The organism is Faecalibacterium sp. 7, assembly GCF_049562865.1.
GTDB classification, from domain to species: Bacteria; Bacillota; Clostridia; order Oscillospirales; family Ruminococcaceae; genus Faecalibacterium; species Faecalibacterium wellingii.
This window is the reverse complement of record NZ_CP186911.1, coordinates 1280811-1298032: the sequence shown is the minus strand read 5'-3', so window position 1 is coordinate 1298032 and position 17222 is coordinate 1280811. Positions and strand designations below refer to the sequence as shown.

General features: G+C 56.2%; 16 protein-coding genes. 13 read left to right on the top strand and 3 right to left on the bottom strand.

Annotation, left to right across the window (positions count from 1 at the left end; translation table 11 throughout):
* Nucleotides 1-143: 143 nt before the first annotated feature.
* The 6 genes from ribD to ACKXF7_RS06320 are packed head-to-tail and all read left to right on the top strand — an operon-like array spanning nucleotide 144 to nucleotide 4466.
* The gene (gene ribD / locus ACKXF7_RS06345) at nucleotides 144-1268 is read left to right on the top strand and encodes a bifunctional diaminohydroxyphosphoribosylaminopyrimidine deaminase/5-amino-6-(5-phosphoribosylamino)uracil reductase RibD (protein ID WP_423742449.1); all 1125 of its coding nucleotides are present in this window, start codon (nucleotides 144-146) and stop codon (nucleotides 1266-1268) included.
* Nucleotides 1232-1873: a riboflavin synthase gene (locus ACKXF7_RS06340; protein WP_154261081.1), complete on the top strand. Its 642-nt coding sequence runs from the start codon at nucleotides 1232-1234 to the stop codon at nucleotides 1871-1873. Before ribD ends, ACKXF7_RS06340 begins: the two co-directional genes overlap by 37 nt.
* 12 nt (nucleotides 1874-1885) lie before the next feature.
* Nucleotides 1886-3082: a bifunctional 3,4-dihydroxy-2-butanone-4-phosphate synthase/GTP cyclohydrolase II gene (locus ACKXF7_RS06335; protein ID WP_412375159.1), complete on the top strand. Its 1197-nt coding sequence runs from the start codon at nucleotides 1886-1888 to the stop codon at nucleotides 3080-3082.
* Nucleotides 3083-3103: 21 nt separating this feature from the next.
* Nucleotides 3104-3580 (top strand): 6,7-dimethyl-8-ribityllumazine synthase, encoded by a 477-nt coding sequence (gene ribE, locus ACKXF7_RS06330; protein ID WP_097781396.1) that lies wholly within the window; start codon nucleotides 3104-3106, stop codon nucleotides 3578-3580.
* Nucleotides 3581-3600: 20 nt separating this feature from the next.
* Complete coding sequence (locus ACKXF7_RS06325; protein WP_005944121.1) at nucleotides 3601-4017, top strand: winged helix-turn-helix domain-containing protein; 417 nt, start codon at nucleotides 3601-3603, stop codon at nucleotides 4015-4017.
* A complete protein-coding gene (locus tag ACKXF7_RS06320) occupies nucleotides 4014-4466 on the top strand; it encodes a low molecular weight protein-tyrosine-phosphatase (protein ID WP_423742448.1) in 453 nt (150 codons plus the stop codon). Before ACKXF7_RS06325 ends, ACKXF7_RS06320 begins: the two co-directional genes overlap by 4 nt.
* Nucleotides 4467-4527: 61 nt before the next feature.
* Here the strand turns inward: ACKXF7_RS06320 and rlmD are convergent, their stop codons facing one another.
* Both rlmD and ACKXF7_RS06310 read right to left on the bottom strand, forming a co-directional pair.
* Nucleotides 4528-5955 (bottom strand): 23S rRNA (uracil(1939)-C(5))-methyltransferase RlmD, encoded by a 1428-nt coding sequence (gene rlmD / locus ACKXF7_RS06315; protein WP_423742447.1) that lies wholly within the window; start codon nucleotides 5953-5955, stop codon nucleotides 4528-4530.
* 15 nt (nucleotides 5956-5970) lie between these two features.
* Entirely contained in the window at nucleotides 5971-6393 is a 423-nt protein-coding gene (locus ACKXF7_RS06310; protein WP_339395078.1) for a BlaI/MecI/CopY family transcriptional regulator, read from the bottom strand.
* Nucleotides 6394-6724: 331 nt separating this feature from the next.
* On the opposite strand from ACKXF7_RS06310, the gene serC reads away from it, so the two are divergent.
* From serC to ACKXF7_RS06275, 7 genes are all read left to right on the top strand, one after another.
* Nucleotides 6725-7807: a 3-phosphoserine/phosphohydroxythreonine transaminase gene (gene serC / locus ACKXF7_RS06305; protein WP_097781377.1), complete on the top strand. Its 1083-nt coding sequence runs from the start codon at nucleotides 6725-6727 to the stop codon at nucleotides 7805-7807.
* A 165-nt stretch (nucleotides 7808-7972) separates the two neighbouring features.
* Complete coding sequence (locus ACKXF7_RS06300; RefSeq protein WP_249237371.1) at nucleotides 7973-9133, top strand: phosphoglycerate dehydrogenase; 1161 nt, start codon at nucleotides 7973-7975, stop codon at nucleotides 9131-9133.
* A gap of 400 nt (nucleotides 9134-9533) precedes the next feature.
* A complete protein-coding gene (locus ACKXF7_RS06295; RefSeq protein ID WP_005944105.1) occupies nucleotides 9534-9815 on the top strand; it encodes a DUF6110 family protein in 282 nt (93 codons plus the stop codon).
* 169 nt (nucleotides 9816-9984) lie between these two features.
* Nucleotides 9985-12087 (top strand): heavy metal translocating P-type ATPase, encoded by a 2103-nt coding sequence (locus tag ACKXF7_RS06290; protein WP_423742446.1) that lies wholly within the window; start codon nucleotides 9985-9987, stop codon nucleotides 12085-12087.
* Between the two features lie 279 nt (nucleotides 12088-12366).
* Nucleotides 12367-13233 carry a PRD domain-containing protein gene (locus ACKXF7_RS06285; protein ID WP_423742445.1) on the top strand — a complete coding sequence of 289 codons (867 nt, stop codon included), beginning with the start codon at nucleotides 12367-12369 and terminating at the stop codon, nucleotides 13231-13233.
* Nucleotides 13230-14120: an indolepyruvate ferredoxin oxidoreductase subunit alpha gene (locus ACKXF7_RS06280; protein WP_423742444.1), complete on the top strand. Its 891-nt coding sequence runs from the start codon at nucleotides 13230-13232 to the stop codon at nucleotides 14118-14120. Before ACKXF7_RS06285 ends, ACKXF7_RS06280 begins: the two co-directional genes overlap by 4 nt.
* Nucleotides 14121-14248: 128 nt before the next feature.
* A complete protein-coding gene (locus ACKXF7_RS06275) occupies nucleotides 14249-15643 on the top strand; it encodes a PTS transporter subunit EIIC (RefSeq protein WP_423742443.1) in 1395 nt (464 codons plus the stop codon).
* Nucleotides 15644-15734: 91 nt separating this feature from the next.
* Here the strand turns inward: ACKXF7_RS06275 and ACKXF7_RS06270 are convergent, their stop codons facing one another.
* Nucleotides 15735-17213 (bottom strand): UDP-N-acetylmuramoyl-L-alanyl-D-glutamate--2,6-diaminopimelate ligase, encoded by a 1479-nt coding sequence (locus tag ACKXF7_RS06270; protein ID WP_423742442.1) that lies wholly within the window; start codon nucleotides 17211-17213, stop codon nucleotides 15735-15737.
* Nucleotides 17214-17222: the final 9 nt, after the last annotated feature.

The following is a 17222-nucleotide window of genomic DNA, read 5'->3' as shown; positions in this document are numbered from 1 at the left end:
GCCCGCACGGTTCGGCGCTTGTGGAGGCTGCTCTGGGATGCGTTTGCATTCTGGAGCTTTCTTTTTTGCACAAGGGTCCCTTGTGTCTTTTCGGCTTGCCCTGAACGTTTTTGTTCAGGGCTTTTTCTTTTGGAGGCGACACGATGAACGACAAAGAGTATATGCGTCTGGCTTTGCAGCTTGCAAAAAAGGGTTGCGGATGGACGTCTCCCAACCCGATGGTGGGTGCCGTGGTCGTAAAAGAGGGCAGGATCATCGGACAGGGCTGGCACCAGAGATACGGTCAGGCTCATGCGGAGCGCAATGCGCTGGCATCCTGCACCGAAGATCCGCAGGGAGCGACCCTGTATGTGACATTGGAGCCGTGCTGCCATTACGGAAAGCAGCCGCCCTGCGTGGATGCGATTCTGGACGCGGGCATTCACCGGGTGGTCGTGGGTTCTGCTGACCCGAATCCGCTGGTGGCTGGAAAAGGAATTGCAATCCTGCGCGCACACGGCATAGATGTGACCGAAAATGTTCTGCAAGAGGAATGCGATGCGCTGAACAAGGTGTTCTTCCACTATATCACCACAAAACGCCCCTTCGTTTCCATGAAATACGCCATGACGATGGACGGAAAAATCGCCACATACACAGGCGCTTCCAAATGGATCACCGGGGAAATTGCCCGGAATCATGTTCAACGGCAGCGACACCGATTCCGCGGCATTATGGTGGGAGTCGGAACCATCCTAGCAGATGACCCGCTGCTGACCTGCCGGATAGAGGGTGGCCGTGATCCCGTCCGGATCATCTGTGATACACATTTGCGGACACCGCTGCAATCACAGGTGGTCATGACCGCCAAACAGGTTCCGACCATTCTTGCGACCTGCTGCGGCGACCCGGAGAAGCAGGCGGCATATCAACAGGCCGGGTGCCGGGTCCTTTGTCTGGAAGCGCATTGCGGTCATGTGAATCTTCTGCAACTGATGGAACAGCTGGGGCAGGAGCAGATCGACAGCATTCTGCTGGAAGGCGGCGGAACCTTGAACTGGTTTGCACTGGAAAGCGGCATCGTGCAGCAGATACAGGCTTACATCGCCCCGAAGCTGTTCGGAGGTAGGGATGCCAAAGCACCCATTGAGGGTGCAGGTGTCCCGCTTCCGGATGCTGCATTTCGCCTGAAGAACAGCCGATTGGAACAGCTTGGCGAAGATTTCCTGATCGAAAGTGAGGTGGAGTACCCGTGTTTACCGGAATCGTGGAAGAAGTCGGAACAATAAAATCCATCAATCGGGGACAGCATTCCGCCGTACTGACTGTTCGTGCAAAAACGGTTCTGGAAGGAACCAGGATCGGCGACAGCATCGCCGTCAACGGCATCTGTCTGACCGTCAGGCAGCTCTTCCCGGATAGCTTTGCTGCGGATGTCATGCACGAGACCTTGAACCGCTCTGCGCTTGCACAGCTCACCGTTGGAAGTGCTGTCAATCTGGAACGTGCCATGCCGGCCAACGGACGTTTTGGCGGACACATCGTAGCAGGCCATGTGGATGGCGTCGGACGCATTGCTAATATCCGAAAAGACGATACGGCTATCTGGTACACCATTCATGCAGATTCTGCGATCCTTCGCTATGTCGTTGAAAAAGGCTCTATCACAATAGACGGTATCAGCCTGACCGTGGCTGCGGTGGAACCTACGGGCTTTTCCGTGTCCACGATACCGCACACCGTCCGTCAGACGAACCTGAATCAACGGCACAAAGGGGATTTTGTCAATTTGGAAACCGATGTTGTTGGAAAATATATCGAAAGGCTGCTTCCATCAGAAACACCGAAGCAAAACACGCTCACAAAAGAAATGCTGCTGCGCTGCGGCTTTTAAGGAGAGTTTACGATGAACTTCAATACCATTCCCGAAGCTTTGCAAGACCTGAAGCAAGGAAAAATCATTCTGGTAACGGATGACCCCGACCGTGAAAACGAGGGGGATTTCATCTGTGCTGCCGAATTTGCCACCACCGAAAACGTCAACTTTATGGCGACCCACGGCAAAGGTCTGATCTGTATGCCGATGTCCGAGGCTTTCGTCCAGAAGCTGCAATTTCCGCAGATGGTGCAGTATAACACCGACAACCATGAAACGGCATTTACGGTGTCCATCGACCACGTTTCTACTTCTACGGGCATTTCTGCCGCAGAGCGTTCCATTACGGCGATGGCTTGTGTGGACGATCACGCAAAAGCAGAAGATTTCCGCAGACCGGGCCATATGTTCCCCCTTCTGGCAAAAAAGAACGGTGTGTTGGAGCGCAACGGTCACACGGAAGCAACCGTTGACCTGTGCCGTCTGGCAGGGCTGAAAGAATGCGGCCTGTGCTGCGAGATCATGCGGGAGGATGGCACGATGATGCGCACCGCTGAACTGGCAAAGCTGGCAGAGCGTTTCCAGATCAAATTCATCACCATCCGTGATTTACAGGAGTACCGCAAGTGTCACGATAAACTGGTCGATCAGGTGACGGCAGTGAACCTGCCCACCAAGTATGGCACCTTCAGAGCTTATGGTTTTGTGAGCCGCCTGAACGGAGAGCATCACATTGCACTGGTAAAAGGTGACATTGGCGATGGAAAGGATATTCTGTGCCGCGTCCACTCGGAATGCCTGACAGGAGATACATTTGGTTCTCTGCGTTGTGACTGCGGCCAGCAGCTGGCCGCTGCCATGACGCAGATCGAAAAAGAAGGCCGGGGTATCCTGCTCTATATGCGGCAGGAAGGCCGGGGCATCGGTCTGATCAACAAACTGCGTGCCTATGAACTTCAGGAGCAGGGCATGGATACGCTGGAAGCCAATCTCGCTCTGGGGTTCCATGGAGATGAACGGGAGTATTATCTCGGCGCACAGATTCTCCGGGAACTTGGCGTAAAAAGCCTGCGCCTGCTTACCAATAACCCGGACAAAGTATATCAGCTCTCCGAGTTTGGGCTGGAGATCTCCGAGCGCGTACCCATTCAGATGACGGCGACCCCGTATGACCTGTTTTACCTGAAAACGAAGCAGGCACGGATGGGGCATCTTCTGGAATATTAACAACGAAAGAGGTATTTAAAAATGAAAACATTTGAAGGCAAGCTGGTTTCTCAGAATATCAAGGTCGGTATCGTAGCTGCCCGCTTCAACGAATTTATCACGTCCAAACTTCTGAGCGGAGCAATGGATGGTCTGCTCCGGCACGATGTGCAGGACGCTGATATTCATGTTGCATGGGTTCCGGGTGCTTTTGAGATCCCACTGGTTGCCTCTAAAATGGCAAAAAGCGGAAAGTATGATGCTGTGATCTGCCTTGGTGCCGTGATTCGCGGTTCTACCAGCCATTACGACTATGTGTGCAATGAGGTTTCCAAAGGCATTGCCACGGTCTCGCTGGAAAGCGGGGTTCCCGTCCTCTTTGGTGTTCTGACCACCGAAAACATCGAACAGGCCATCGAGCGGGCAGGCACCAAAGCAGGTAATAAAGGCTATGACTGTGCAGTCAGTGCCATCGAGATGGTAAACCTGCTCCGGGAAATGGATACCGCCGCAGAGTAAAATACACGCAGGAGTTTGCCATGATCGTTATAAAGACCCGACAGCCTGACCCGGAATTAGAGCAGAAGATCCGGATGCTTCTGGAACGAGAGCACATCGAGGCAGAGCAAATATCCATTGATTCATGGGAGAAGTTGGTTCTTCCGGGGCTTACACTGGACGGAATGACCCACGAAGTGTCGTGCAACGGCAGAAAAGTCTCCCTTACACGACTGGAGTTCGATTTGCTGCTGATGCTTGCCTCCCACGAAGGACAAATCTTCTCAAAAGAAGAGCTTTTCCGTGCTGTGTGGGGACAAAACTGTGACGACACCTTAAAGGTCGTGGCAAATACCGTTTCCAATCTGCGAAAGAAGCTGGCCGGCTGCGGTAGCTTTATCCGCACTACCCACGGCGGCTATGCTTTTGTAAGCCAAAAGGAGAACGACCCGGCATGACCAGGATCTTATTTATTTGTCTCGGAAATATCTGCCGAAGCCCGATGGCGGAGTATGTGATGAAAGACCTTACGTCCAAGGCAGGACTATCCGAGCAATTTGAAATCGCATCAGCCGCCACCAGTGCATGGGAAATCGGAAATCCGGTCTATCCTCCTGCACGGCAGAAGCTGGCAGAACATGGCATCGACTGCAACGGCAAGACCGCCCGGCAGATGACCCGGCTGGATTATGCACGGTATGATCATCTGATTGGCATGGACGAAAGCAATCTGTGCGACATCCTGCGGCTTGTCGGCGGAGACCCACAGCATAAAGTCTCGCTGCTGATGGCGCATACGGATCATCCCCGTGAAGTGGCAGACCCATGGTTCACGGGAGATTTTGAAACCACATGGCAGGATATACTGGAAGGATGCACGGCATTGCTTGAGGAACTGCGATCATAACAGATTATCATAAAAACGGACGGATGTCTGCCAGTTGACAGACATCCGTCTATTTTTTATTTCAAATCATCTTAAAATACTTCAGTGCCTCCCGGATGGCTTTTTCCTTCTCCGGCGGGCACTTGAGCTGCTTGGGGTTCTCAGCCTTAGGCTTGTTGTAGTTCTGCCGCTCCTTGATGCCGCACTTGCGCTTGACCTGTGCAATATAGAGGTCGCTCACGTTCAGACCGGTGTGCTCCTTGACGTACTCCCGGATCTCTTCATAGGTAGCCTTGGTCTCTGCAGCAGTCACATCCAGTTCATCCATCTTCAGATTCACCGTGATCTTCTGGTGGATATCCAGTTTGGACAATGCGCATACCGTTTCGATATGCTCACTGTGGGGGAACATATCCACCGGTGTGCTGCTCTCCACTTTGTATCCCTTCCGGGTCAGCAGCTCAAGATCCCGGGCCAGCGTGACCGGGTTGCAGCTGACGTACACCACACGTTTCGGGGCCATGCGGGCCACGCTTTCGATAAACTGCGGCGTAGAGCCCTCCCGCGGCGGGTCCATAAAGATCACGTCTGCCCGCTCGCCTGCGGCGGCAGCCTCGCCGATCCACTGGGTGGCATCGGCGGCAAAGAAGCGGGCGTTCTTCACACCGTTGTGCTTTGCATTGCCAATGGCGTCGTGCACGGCGTCGCGGTTCAGTTCCACACCCACCACCTGCTTTGCGTGGTCGGCGGCGGTCAGGCCGATGGTTCCGATGCCGCAGTAGGCATCCAGCACTACCTCTTTTCCGGTCAGCTTTGCGGCGTCCACCGCAAGGCCGTACAGCACTTCGGTCTGGGCGTGGTTGATCTGGTAAAAGCTGCGTGGGCTGATGGCATAGGTCTTGCCGCAGAGGGTATCCAGAATGAAGCCCTTGCCGTACAGCACCTTTTCCGCTTCACCCAGCACTACGCTGGTCCTGCGGCTGTTCACATTCTGCACGATAGTGGTGATGGTCACGCCCTGCCTTCCGGCTTCGGTCAGCAGTGCTTTGACAAAGTTTTTGGCTCCCGGCAGCACCGGCTGGGCCGTTACCAGCACCACCATCACCTGCCCGGTCATGACGCCCCGCCGCAGCAGACAGTGACGCAGAAGGCCGGTGCCCTTATCCTCATTGAAAGGCTGGTAATGGCAGGCGCCCGCCGCTGCGCGCACAGCCAGCATGGTCTTGTCCAGCACTTCGTCCTGCAAAAGGCAGCTTTCCACCGGCAGCACCTTATGGCTGTTTGCCGCGTAAATGCCGGAAGTAAGTTTTCCACCCCAGCCGGTGGTAAAGGTGGATATCACCTTGTTCCGATAGTGGTACGGCGTTTCCATGCCCCGGATGTGCTCCACCGGGCCGAATCTGCCCAGCAGCTTTTTCACGGTCTCTTCTTTCTGCTTCAGCTGTGCGGCGTAGTCCATACCCAGCATCGGGCAGCCGCCGCAGTTCTTGGCACGCAGTTTGCAATCCATCTTCCGCTCTCCTTTTTACCCATAAGGGTCATACAGATCATATTCTTCCGCTTCCAGATGCTTTTCCTCCAGCACCTTCATGGCCTGTTCCAGCTCGCTCTGGCCGCAGCCGCTCTCACTCACCAGCGCGTGCACCGCCGCCGCAAGGTCGCCGCCAAAGAGGGTGTCCAGCCGTTCGCGCATGCTCCACACATGATAGGCGCGCCGGGTGATGGCCGGGGTATAGGTGTTGTGGTTGCCGTCCTTGCCGCTTTTCACCCAGCCTTTCTCCTCCAGCCGGTAAAGAAAGTTGAGCACGGTCGCCGGGGCCCAGCCCTTTGCGCGCAGCTTTTCGTCGATGTCCCGCCGGGTCGCGGGCGCACGGCAGGCCCACACCGCCAGCATCACCTGCTCCTCTGCCGCCGAAAGCGGCTTTACACTGTCCGGGATGCCATACATCCTGCTGTTCTCCCTCCTTTCCGCATCTTTTTTGCTTTTACATTTGTCTTTGTTTCTTCATTATACCTGTTTTCCCGTAAAAGTGCAAGAGCCGGAAATGCCGATGGAATCAGGCTTTTCCGGCTATATTTTACACTTGTCTTTGTTTTTGTCTTTCTGCTAAGGACATTTGTGTGCTTTGTGCCTGCGCAGGGGCTTTTGCGCCGTATCTTTGTGCAAAGATGCTCTTGTTTTCGCCCCTGCAAAACCGGTATACTACGGCTACAGCAATCAACAGAACGCACCGCAGAAAACCGCGGTGCTGTGCGATACAGGAAAGGGAGAGTTCATTATGGCACGAGTTTACAACTTCAGCGCAGGCCCCAGCATGCTGCCCGAGAAGGTGCTCAAGCAGGCACAGGCAGAGCTGCTCGAGTACGGCGACAGCGGTCAGAGCGTGATGGAGATGAGCCACCGCAGCAAGTGGTTCGATGCCATCATCAAGGACACCGAGGCCACCCTGCGCCGGGTAATGAACATTCCCGACAACTACAAGGTCGGTTTCTTTCAGGGCGGTGCCACCCAGCAGTTTGCCATGGTCCCGCTGAATTTCATGACCACCGGCAAGGCAGATTACCTTGTCACCGGCAACTTCTCGAACCTTGCCGCCAAGGAAGCCGCCAAGTTCGGCGAGGTGAACATCGTTGCTTCCAGCAAGGACAAAAACTTCACCTACATCCCGGACGTGAACGCCATCAACTATGATAAGGATGCCAGCTACATCCACATCTGCCAGAACAACACCATTTTCGGCACCCAGTTCGTGGAGGTGCCGCAGGTGGAGGGTGTGCCTCTGGTGGCAGACATGAGCTCCATGATCCTCTCCAAGCCGGTGGACGTGACCAAGTACGGCTGCATCTACTTCGGCGTGCAGAAGAATGTGGCCCCCGCCGGTATGGCCATTGCCATCGTCCGCGATGACCTGCTGGGCCATGCCGCCGACAATGTGCCCACCATGATGAACTACACCACCCTGCTGGGCAAGGACAGCATGTACAACACGCCCCCCTGCTGGTGCATCTATATGACCGGTCTGGTGCTCAAGTATCTGGAAAACGACATCGGCGGTCTTGCCAACATGCAGAAGATCAACGAAGCCAAGGCCAAGGTGCTGTACGACTATCTGGATGGTCAGAACTTCTTCACGAATCCTGTGGAGCACCGCTACCGCAGCACCATGAATGTCACCTTCACCAGCCCCAATGCAGATCTGGACAAGAAGTTCTGCGCCGAAGCTGCAGAAGCAGGCTTCGTGAACCTGAAGGGTCACCGTCTGGTAGGCGGCATGCGCGCTTCCATCTACAACGCCATGCCTGCCGAGGGCGTGGATAAGCTGGTGGACTTCATGGAGAAGTTCCGCAAGGAAAACGCATAAAACCCTCTCAGCCTCACTTCGTTCGGCAGCTCCCCCGAGGGGGGAGCTTTTTATCAGAAGGACAACTTGATCGAACCCGCTTTCTAAGCTCGCCCTTTGGGAGAGCTGGCACGGTGCAAGCCGTGACTGAGAGGGTTCTCGTATAATAGAAGGGAAAACTGGACTATGTACACCATCAAAACTTTGAACGCCATCAGCCCGGTGGGTCTGGCAAAGCTGAACAACAAGCAGTTTGACGTAGCTGTGGACACCGATGCCCCGGACGGCATCCTCGTCCGCAGCGCCGACATGCTGAATACCGCCTTCAACGACAATCTTCTGGCCATCGCCCGCGCCGGTGCCGGCGTGAACAACATCCCGCTGGAGCGCTGCAGCGAGCAGGGCATCGTGGTGTTCAACACCCCCGGTGCCAACGCCAACGCTGTGGCCGAGCTGGTGATCGGTATGCTGATCGCCGGCAGCCGCAATGTGGCTGCTGCTGCCCAGTGGTGTCAGGGCCTGACCGGCGACCCCGCCATGGCAAAGACCGTGGAAAAGGGCAAGAAGCAGTTCGTGGGCAACGAGATCAAGGGCAAGACGCTGGGTGTCATCGGTCTGGGTGCCATCGGCTCCCGCGTGGCCAACTGCGCCATTGAGCTTGGCATGGAGGTCTACGGCTACGACCCCTACATCTCCATTGACGCCGCCTGGAACCTGAGCAGTCAGGTACACCACTGCGTGAACCTGAACGACATGCTGCCCCTGTGCGACTACATCACCATCCATGTGCCCTACCTGCCCACCACCAAGGACACCATCAACACCCAGACCCTTGCCCTGTGCAAGGACGGCGTGAAGATCCTGAACTACGCCCGCGGCGAGCTGGTCAACACCGAAGCCCTGCTGGAAGCCATGGAGACCGGCAAGGTGTCCGGCTACATGACCGACTTCCCGTCTGAGGCCATTCTGGGCAAGCCCGGCATCGTGTGCACCCCGCATCTGGGCGCTTCCACTCCGGAAGCCGAGGACAACTGCGCTGTCATGGCTGCAAAGGAGCTGAGCGACTACCTGAAGAACGGCAACATCATCCACTCGGTGAACATGCCGGAGGTCAACCAGCCCCGCGCAGGCGGCAAGCGCATCTGCATCATCCACAAAAACGAGCCCGGCATGATCAGCCAGATCACCGCCCTGACCACCGAAGCCGGCCTGAACATCGAAAACATGGTGAACAAGAGCAAGAAGAACATGGCCTACACCATGCTGGATGCTACCGGTGCTGTGGACAAGAAGCTGGCCGAAAAGCTGGCTGCCATCCCCGCTGTGATCCGGGTGCGCATCCTGTAAAGCAAAACGATTTTTATTTTAGCAGCCCGGAAAAATCTGCGGATTTTTCCGGGCTGCTTTTTCACAGAGAAGGGCCGTAGCGGCAAGCCGCATTTCCAAACCAGGATTTTTACAAACTGGAAATTCTTTCTCGTCTCATCTGCCGGTTAGTTTCCATTTACAAACTGTAGTTTGTCTCAAAAAACACGTTATAGATAGTTTTTTCTAACTACACATCGTAAAAAGTTTACATGTATTAACATTCAAGAAAAAGCTTGAAAATGGTAAATTCTGTGCTACAATAGGCTCGACAGAATGGAAATGTCCACCCTGTTCTCCGGCTTTTGGGCCGGTATATTCATCTTACAGGTCCTGCGGTGCAGGGCCTCTGACAGGAAATAGAAAAGGTAGGGAAGTTACTATGGATATCAAGAAGATCGCACTGTTCGCCGCCGGTACGCTGTTCGGTTCTGCCGGTTTCAAGCTGCTGTCCAGCAAGGACGCCAAGAAGGTCTACACCCAGACCACCGCTGCCGTGCTGCGCATGAAGGACTCCACCATGGAGACCGTCAGCAAGGTGCAGGAGCAGGCCGGTGACATTCTGGCCGATGCAAAGGCCATCAACGAGGCTCGTGCTGTTGAAGCCGAGGCTGCTGTGATCGAGGATGCCGCCGAGGAGACCACCGAAGAGACCGCTGAGTAATTTTCGGTTCGTAAAGCACTGAAAGCCCCAACGTGGCTTTCGAGCCGCCTTCGGGCGGCTCTTTTTTGTGAGAGTGGGGCCGCAGGCGTGCAGGGTATAGCAGCCTGACGCTGCGGCAAAAAGATAGAGAAGGATATTTGATATAAAGATAGAGAAGGATATTTGATATATGAAATGTACCATTCTGCATGAAGGCAAGGGCCGGATGCGCGTGCATGTGGAAAAAGTCCGCATGACCCTGCACCGTGCCGATGTGCTGGAAGCATATCTGAACCACCATGATGCCATCGTCCATGCCGCCGTTTACGAGCGCACCGGCGATGTGGTCATTACCTATACCGGCAGACGTTCCGCTGCCATCGCTGTTCTGGCGGGCTACAAGTTCGATGTGGCCGAGTATGACGCTCTGGTCACCTCCACCGACAGCCGCAGACTGAACCGGGAATATCAGGATAAAATGTTCGATCTGGTGGCAGGACGCTGCCTGCGCAAGCTGTTCCTGCCCGCACCCCTTGACGCTGCCTACACCGTCTTCCGCTCCATCCACTTTCTCTGGAAGGGTGTGCGCTGCGTGCTGAGCCGCAGGCTGGAAGTGGAGGTGCTGGACGCTTTGTCCATCGGCGTCTCGCTGCTGCGCGGCGACTTTGGCACCGCCGGTTCTGTCATGTTCCTGCTGAATCTGGGCTCTCTGCTGGAAGAGTGGACCCGCAAGAAGAGTCTGGACGATCTGGCCCGCAGCATGGCCCTGAACGTGGACAAGGTGTGGGTGCGCAGTCAGGGCACCGAAGTGCTGGTGCCTCTGACCAAAGTACGCTCCGGCGATGAGGTGGTCGTGCGCAGCGGCAACATGATCCCGCTGGACGGCACCGTGCTGGAAGGCGAAGCCATGGTGAATCAGGCTGCCCTGACCGGCGAAGCCATGCCGGTGCGCAAGGCAGAGGGGTCCACCCTCTATGCCGGCACCGTTGTGGAGGAGGGCGAGTGCGTCTTTATCGCCAAGGCTGAGGGCGGTTCCAACCGCTACGACAAGATCGTGGCCATGATCGAGGAATCTGAAAAGCTCAAGTCCAGCACCGAGAACCGCGCGCTGGTGCTGGCCGACAAGCTGGTGCCATGGTGTCTGGGCGCAACGGTGGTCACCTATCTGCTCACCCGCAACGCCACCCGCGCCATCTCCTGCCTGATGGTGGATTTCTCCTGCGCGCTCAAGCTCTCCATGCCGCTGGCCGTGCTTTCTGCCATGCGTGAGTGCGGCAGCTACCACATCACCGTCAAGGGCGGCAAGTATCTGGAAGCCCTGTCCAAGGCAGACACCATCGTGTTCGACAAGACCGGCACCCTCACCCGTGCCACCCCGCAGGTAGTGGAGGTCGTACCCTTCTCCGGCTGTAACGAGCGCGAAGTTCTGCAGCTGGCCGCCTGTCTGGAAGAGCACTTCCCCCATTCCATGGCCAACGCCGTGGTGCGTGCCGCCAAAGAGCGCGGCATTTCCCATGAGGAGATGCACTCCGAGGTGGAGTACATCGTGGCCCACGGCATTGCAAGCCGCGTAGGCGGCGAACGGGTGGTCATCGGCAGCCACCACTTCGTCTTTGAGGATGAAAAGTGCACCATCCCCGCAGCCGAGCAGCAGAAGTTCGATGCCCTCAAGCCCGCGTATTCGCACCTGTACATGGCAGCCAGCGGCCAGCTGGTGGGCGTCATCTGCATCTCCGACCCGCTGCGCCCGGAAGCCGCCGCTGTGCTGAACGGCCTGCGTGCGCTGGGCATCCGGAACACCGTCATGATGACCGGCGACAGCGAACGCACCGCTGCCGCCATTGCAAAGCAGGTGGGCGTGGACCGCTTCTTTGCCGAGGTGCTGCCCGAGGACAAGGCAAACTTCGTCCAGCAGGCCAAGGCCGAGGGCCACACCGTGGTGATGATCGGTGACGGCATCAACGACTCGCCTGCCCTGTCCGCTGCCGATATCGGCATCGCCATCAACTCCGGCGCTGCCATCGCCCGCGAGATCGCCGATGTGACCATCAAGGCCGACAGTCTGGAGGAGCTGGTGGCGCTCAAGGCCATCGCCAACTCCCTGCAGAAGCGCGTGCACGCAAACTACCGCTTCGTGCTCACCTTCAACTCCGCCCTCATCGCGCTGGGTGCTCTGGGCATCCTGCAGCCGGCCTCCTCTGCCATGCTGCATAACCTGTCCACCATTGGCATCAGCCTGAAGAGCATGACAAACCTCCTGCCGGAGAACAGGGCCCCGCAGCTGAAAGCCTGAACCATTGCATAAAAATAACGCCGTGTCTGAACATTCGACACGGCGTTATTTTTTGCATTTCAATCTGTCTTTCCAAACTGCATTTTGCCTAAAAATCGGCGTTTTCTTTACCACAAAACGCCAATTTTTTGTTTTTCACTTTACAAATGCACTGCGCCGTGTTATTCTGAGTATACCTAGATTACCAGAATTGTTACTGCAAAGGCAAGATCAGTATCTAATGACGTTTGTTCATTATGGTACTGGTCTTTTTTCTTTTGGTGAAATGAGGGGGACAGCATGGCGGCGCAGACATACATCATTTCCAAGCTAATCAATAACAATATCGTTTTTTCTGCCGATGCCTCTGGCGATGAGGTCATTCTGTTCGGCAAAGCCATCGGATTTGGCAAAAAGCGCGGCGATGCCATCCCGGCTAATCAAGTGCTTCGGGTATTTCGGTCTGCCAGCGGCCAAGAGCGCAAGTTTCTGACCAACCTCGTGGAAGATATCGACTCTGTTTACATCGACCTTGCCAGCGAGATCACAGCCCTGTTCGAAAAAGAGTTGCAGACCAAACTAAACGATATCATGCTTATCAGCCTTTCCGACCACATCAGCAATGCGGTTTTTAATAAAAAAGAGGGACTGGATGTGCCACTGGACATTCTGCCGCAAATCGTGGGCATCTATCCGGTGGAATACGCCATTGCACGGCGGGGGCTGGATCTGATCGAAGAGCGCACCGGTGTGCGCCTGAGCCCGGACGAAGCCGGTTATATCATGCTGCACTACATCAACTGTCAGGGCAAGGGCTACCGCGGTGACGGCAAGTACCGCCTGCTGTTTCAGGAAAAAATGGTGCAGAACGTGGAGGATTACTACCACGTCACCCTGAACCGCAGCAGCCTGTATTACCACCGCTTTCTGACCCACCTGAACTTTCTGGCCGCACGCATCCACGACGACGAACTGTCCGACAGCCCCGATTCGCTGGTGTACGACCTGCTGATCGAAAAATATCCCGACCTGCAGGGCTGCATCCAGCGCTGCGACGATACCATCCACACAAATTTTTCGGTCGCCATCAACAGTGAAGAAAAAGGCTACCTCGCCCTGCACATCGCCAATATGCTGCGGGCCATTCATAAGGAGCATTCCGTATGAGCATTCAGATTGAAAAAGACCAGTGCACCGGCTGCGGCAACTGTCTGGCCTACTGCCTCCGCGGGCTGCTTCAGCTTTCTGCTGCAGCCGACTGTAATGCCCGTGGCGTGCGCTATGCACAGCTCACCGATGCGGCCCGGTGCGTGGGCTGCGGCCTGTGTGAGCAGGCCTGCACCGCTGCCGCCATGCATCTGCCGGGCCACCAGAACGGTTATGCCTTGCTGGACAAACAGCATATCCCGCCGCACAGCGGCTGCTATCTGGGCAGCCTTGCCAAAGCGCTGGCCGATGCCATCTGCGAGCTTGGCGTGCAGGCCCGGGTGGTGCTGTTCAAAAAGAAAGCTGCCGACGTGAACCTGCTTGTGGAATCCCACGATTACACCACCGAGGATTTTTACGCCGATGGCCTGGCCTACAAAAAAGCGCATCCGGAAAAGCTGGTGGTTATTATCTGCAGCAGCTCCAAGGTGCACTCCACCGCCCTGAACGAGAGCCGCTTCAAGGCCCTGACGGATGAGAGTATCACCTTCATCAATACCCTGAACTGGTTTGAGAGCGACCCGACCATTACCACCTTAACCGGCGGCGAGAGCCACATTGCCGAGTATATGTCGCAACACAGTGCCGCTTCCTTTGTGGCCCGCAGCAGTGTGCGGAATACCACCGAGCTCATGCAGCTGCGGCAGTATGTCCGCCGAGGGCTGCAAAACCAGATGGAGGGCAAGCCTTTTTCCCTGATCGAAATGACCTTTCCCTGTTTTTACCGCCTTTCGGGCAGGCCCCAGACCCTGATGCCTTACGAGGCGCTGACTCCCGTCAACCAATGGTTTGACCGCAATGTCAAGCCGCTTTATCCGGAAGGTGTTCTGAAGGAGGTGAACGACTGACCCCCATACCCGCCGGAAACAGCAGTCATTGCGGATGATTTTTACTTGATATCCAGAATTGTTACTTTCAGTAGGCAAGATCAGTATCGGCAAGTCGAATGTTCTATGCATGAAAAGGAGGAACTTTTATGAATGAACTTGCTGAACGGTGTATCGAACTTGTTGGCGGTGCAGAAAACATCCAGTCCGTTTCGCACTGTGCCACCCGTCTGCGTTTTACACTGAACGATATCAACAAACTGAAACAGGATGAGCTTTCCAAGGTGCCCGGTGTCATCAAGGTGATGCAGGTAGGCACCCAGACCCAGATCATCATTGGTTCTGATGCGCCGGACGTCTACAACATCGTCTCCAAGCTGGTGGACGAGCGCAAGGCCAGCGGTGCCGTGACCGGCGACGACCACCCGGAAGACCTGGCTGCCGCCCCCGCCAAGAGCGCCAAGAAGCCTGGCATCGTGGGCCGCTTCTTTGATGCCTGCAGCCAGATGTTCACCCCGCTGGTGCCCGCCTTTACCGCCGCCGGCATGATCAAGGCCGTGTTGGCCGTGCTGGTTGCCCTGAGCATCGTCTCCAAAAAAAGCACCGAGTACCAGATCATCAACTATGTTTCGGATACCATCTTCTACTTTCTGCCTGTTTATCTGGGTGTGACCTCGGCTACCTACTTTGGCTGCAACAAGTTCATTGCCGCCGCCATTGCCGCCATGTTCGTGCACCCCACCTACACGGCCTTTGTTGCTGCCGGTGAGTCCGTCACTTTCTTTGGCATCCCGCTGGTGCTGTACAACTATTCTTCCACCGTGTTCCCCACCCTGCTGACCGTGTGGTTCATGTCCTATGTGGAAAAATTTTCCCGTAAAATTTCGCCCAAGGCCGTCAAAGCCATTCTGGAGCCCATGCTCACCCTTCTCATCACCTTCCCGGTGGGCCTGTTCCTGCTGGGCCCCATCGGAGCAGAGCTGGGTGAAGTGTTGATGCGTTTAGTGGAAGTTCTGGACACCACGGCCGCATGGCTCGTTCCCACCCTGATCGGTGCCACCACGCCGTTTCTGGTGTTCGTGGGTATGCACCGCTCCGTGGGTACGCTGGAGACCATGCAGATTGCCCAGACCGGTTCCAGCGCTCTGTTCGGACCCGGTATGCTGGCCAGCAACATTGCACAGGGTGCCGCCACCATCGTCACTGCGCTCAAGAGCAAAGATGCCAAGACCAAGTCTCTGGCCATGTCTGCCGGTATCACCGCTGTGTGCGGCATTACCGAGCCCGCCCTGTACGGCTTTACTGCCCGCAATAAAAAGGCTCTGGCCGCCACCTGTATCGGCGGTGCCGTGGGCGGCTTCTACGGCGGCATCACCCACGTGGTGCGCTACGCCAAGGGTGCTCCGGGCCTGCCCACCCTGCCTGTGTTCATCGGTCTGGATAACCCCTATAACTTTATGAATGCCTGCATCGTTGCAGCTCTGGGCTTTGTCGTCTCCTTCGTCATCTCCTGGATCATCATGAAACCGGACGACCTGAAGTAACTTCTGCTTTTTCTCCGTTTATTCACCATAAAATGAACGGCCTGACACTTTCTTTTCAGGAGGTCAGGCCGTTCATTTTGTTTTTATCTGCTTATTCCAGCCCGATCTGCTGTGCGTACTCTTCCAGCAGCTCCCGCTCCAGGAACGGCGTCTTGACGCCCTCGCGGTCACGGTAGGTCTCATGGCCCTTGCCGATGACGGCGATCAGGTCGCCCTCCTGCGCGTGATCCACTGCGTAGTGCAGCGCATCCAGACGGTCGGGGATCTCCACGAACTTTGCGTCCGGGTTGCCCTTGTTCATACCCATGCGGATATCGGCAAGGATGTCCTCCACCTTTTCAAAGCGGTTGTTGTCCTCGGTGAGGATGGAGAAATCGGCCATTTTGGCGCAGATCTCGCCCATGCCGTAGCGGCGCAGCTTGGAGCGGTTGCCGCCGCAGCCGAACACCACCACCAGACGGTGGGGCTTGTAGGCCCGCAGAGTGGTGAGCAGGCTTTCTGTGGACACCTCGTTGTGGGCGTAATCCAGCAGGATGGTGAACTTTTTGCTGATGGGCACCAGCTCCACCCGGCCCTTGACCACGCATTTGCCAAGGCCGTCGTGGATCGCCTGATCCGGCAGCCCCAGCACCTTGCCCACCGCCAGAGCTGCCAGCGCGTTGTACACGCTGAACTCACCGGGCATATTCACCTTGACGTCCATTTCGTCCTTGCCGGTCACATGGAATTTAACGCCCAGAAAATCATGGGTGCGCAGCAGCTCATAACCGGTCTCGCGGTAGTCGGCCTTTTCATCACGGCCATAGGTGACCAGTTTGCAGGTATGGCCTTCCAGCAGGGCTTCGGTGTTCTCATCGTCAATGTTCACCACGCCCACGTCGCAGCGCTTGAACAGCTGGCCCTTCCAGCTGCGGTACTCCTCAAAGGTCTTGTGCTCACCGGGGCCGATGTGATCCGGCGAAAGGTTGGTGAACACGCCCACATCGTAGTGCACGCCCGCCACGCGGTCCATCATCAGGCCCTGACTGGACACCTCCATCAGCGCAGTATCACAGCCTGCATCCAGAAACTCCCGAAAGGTCTTCTGCAGCTCGTAGCTTTCGGGGGTGGTGTTGGCCGTCTCCTTGTGGCAGCCCATGTAGTAGATGCCATTGGTGCCGATCATGCCCACCTTGCGGCCCGCTGCTTCCAGCACGCTCTTGATCATGTGGGTGGTGGTGGTCTTGCCCTTGGTGCCGGTAACGCCGATCATGGTCATCTGGCGGGACGGGTTGCCGAAAAGATTGGCGCTCATCAGCGCCATGGCATAGCGGCTGCTCTCCACCTTGACCACGGTCACATCCGGCAGGGCGGAAAGGTCGATGTCGTGCTGGATGACCAGCGCGCTGACTCCCTTTGCGGCACAGTCGGCGGCGAACTCGTGGCTGTCGCGCTGGGTGCCCACGATGCACACGAATGCAAGCCCCGGGGCTGCCTTGCGGCTGTCATAGATGATATCCGAAATTTCCGTATTCAGGCTGCCCTGCACCAGAGTAAAGGGCACACCTTCCAGTAACTGTTCCAGTTTCATTGCTGCTCA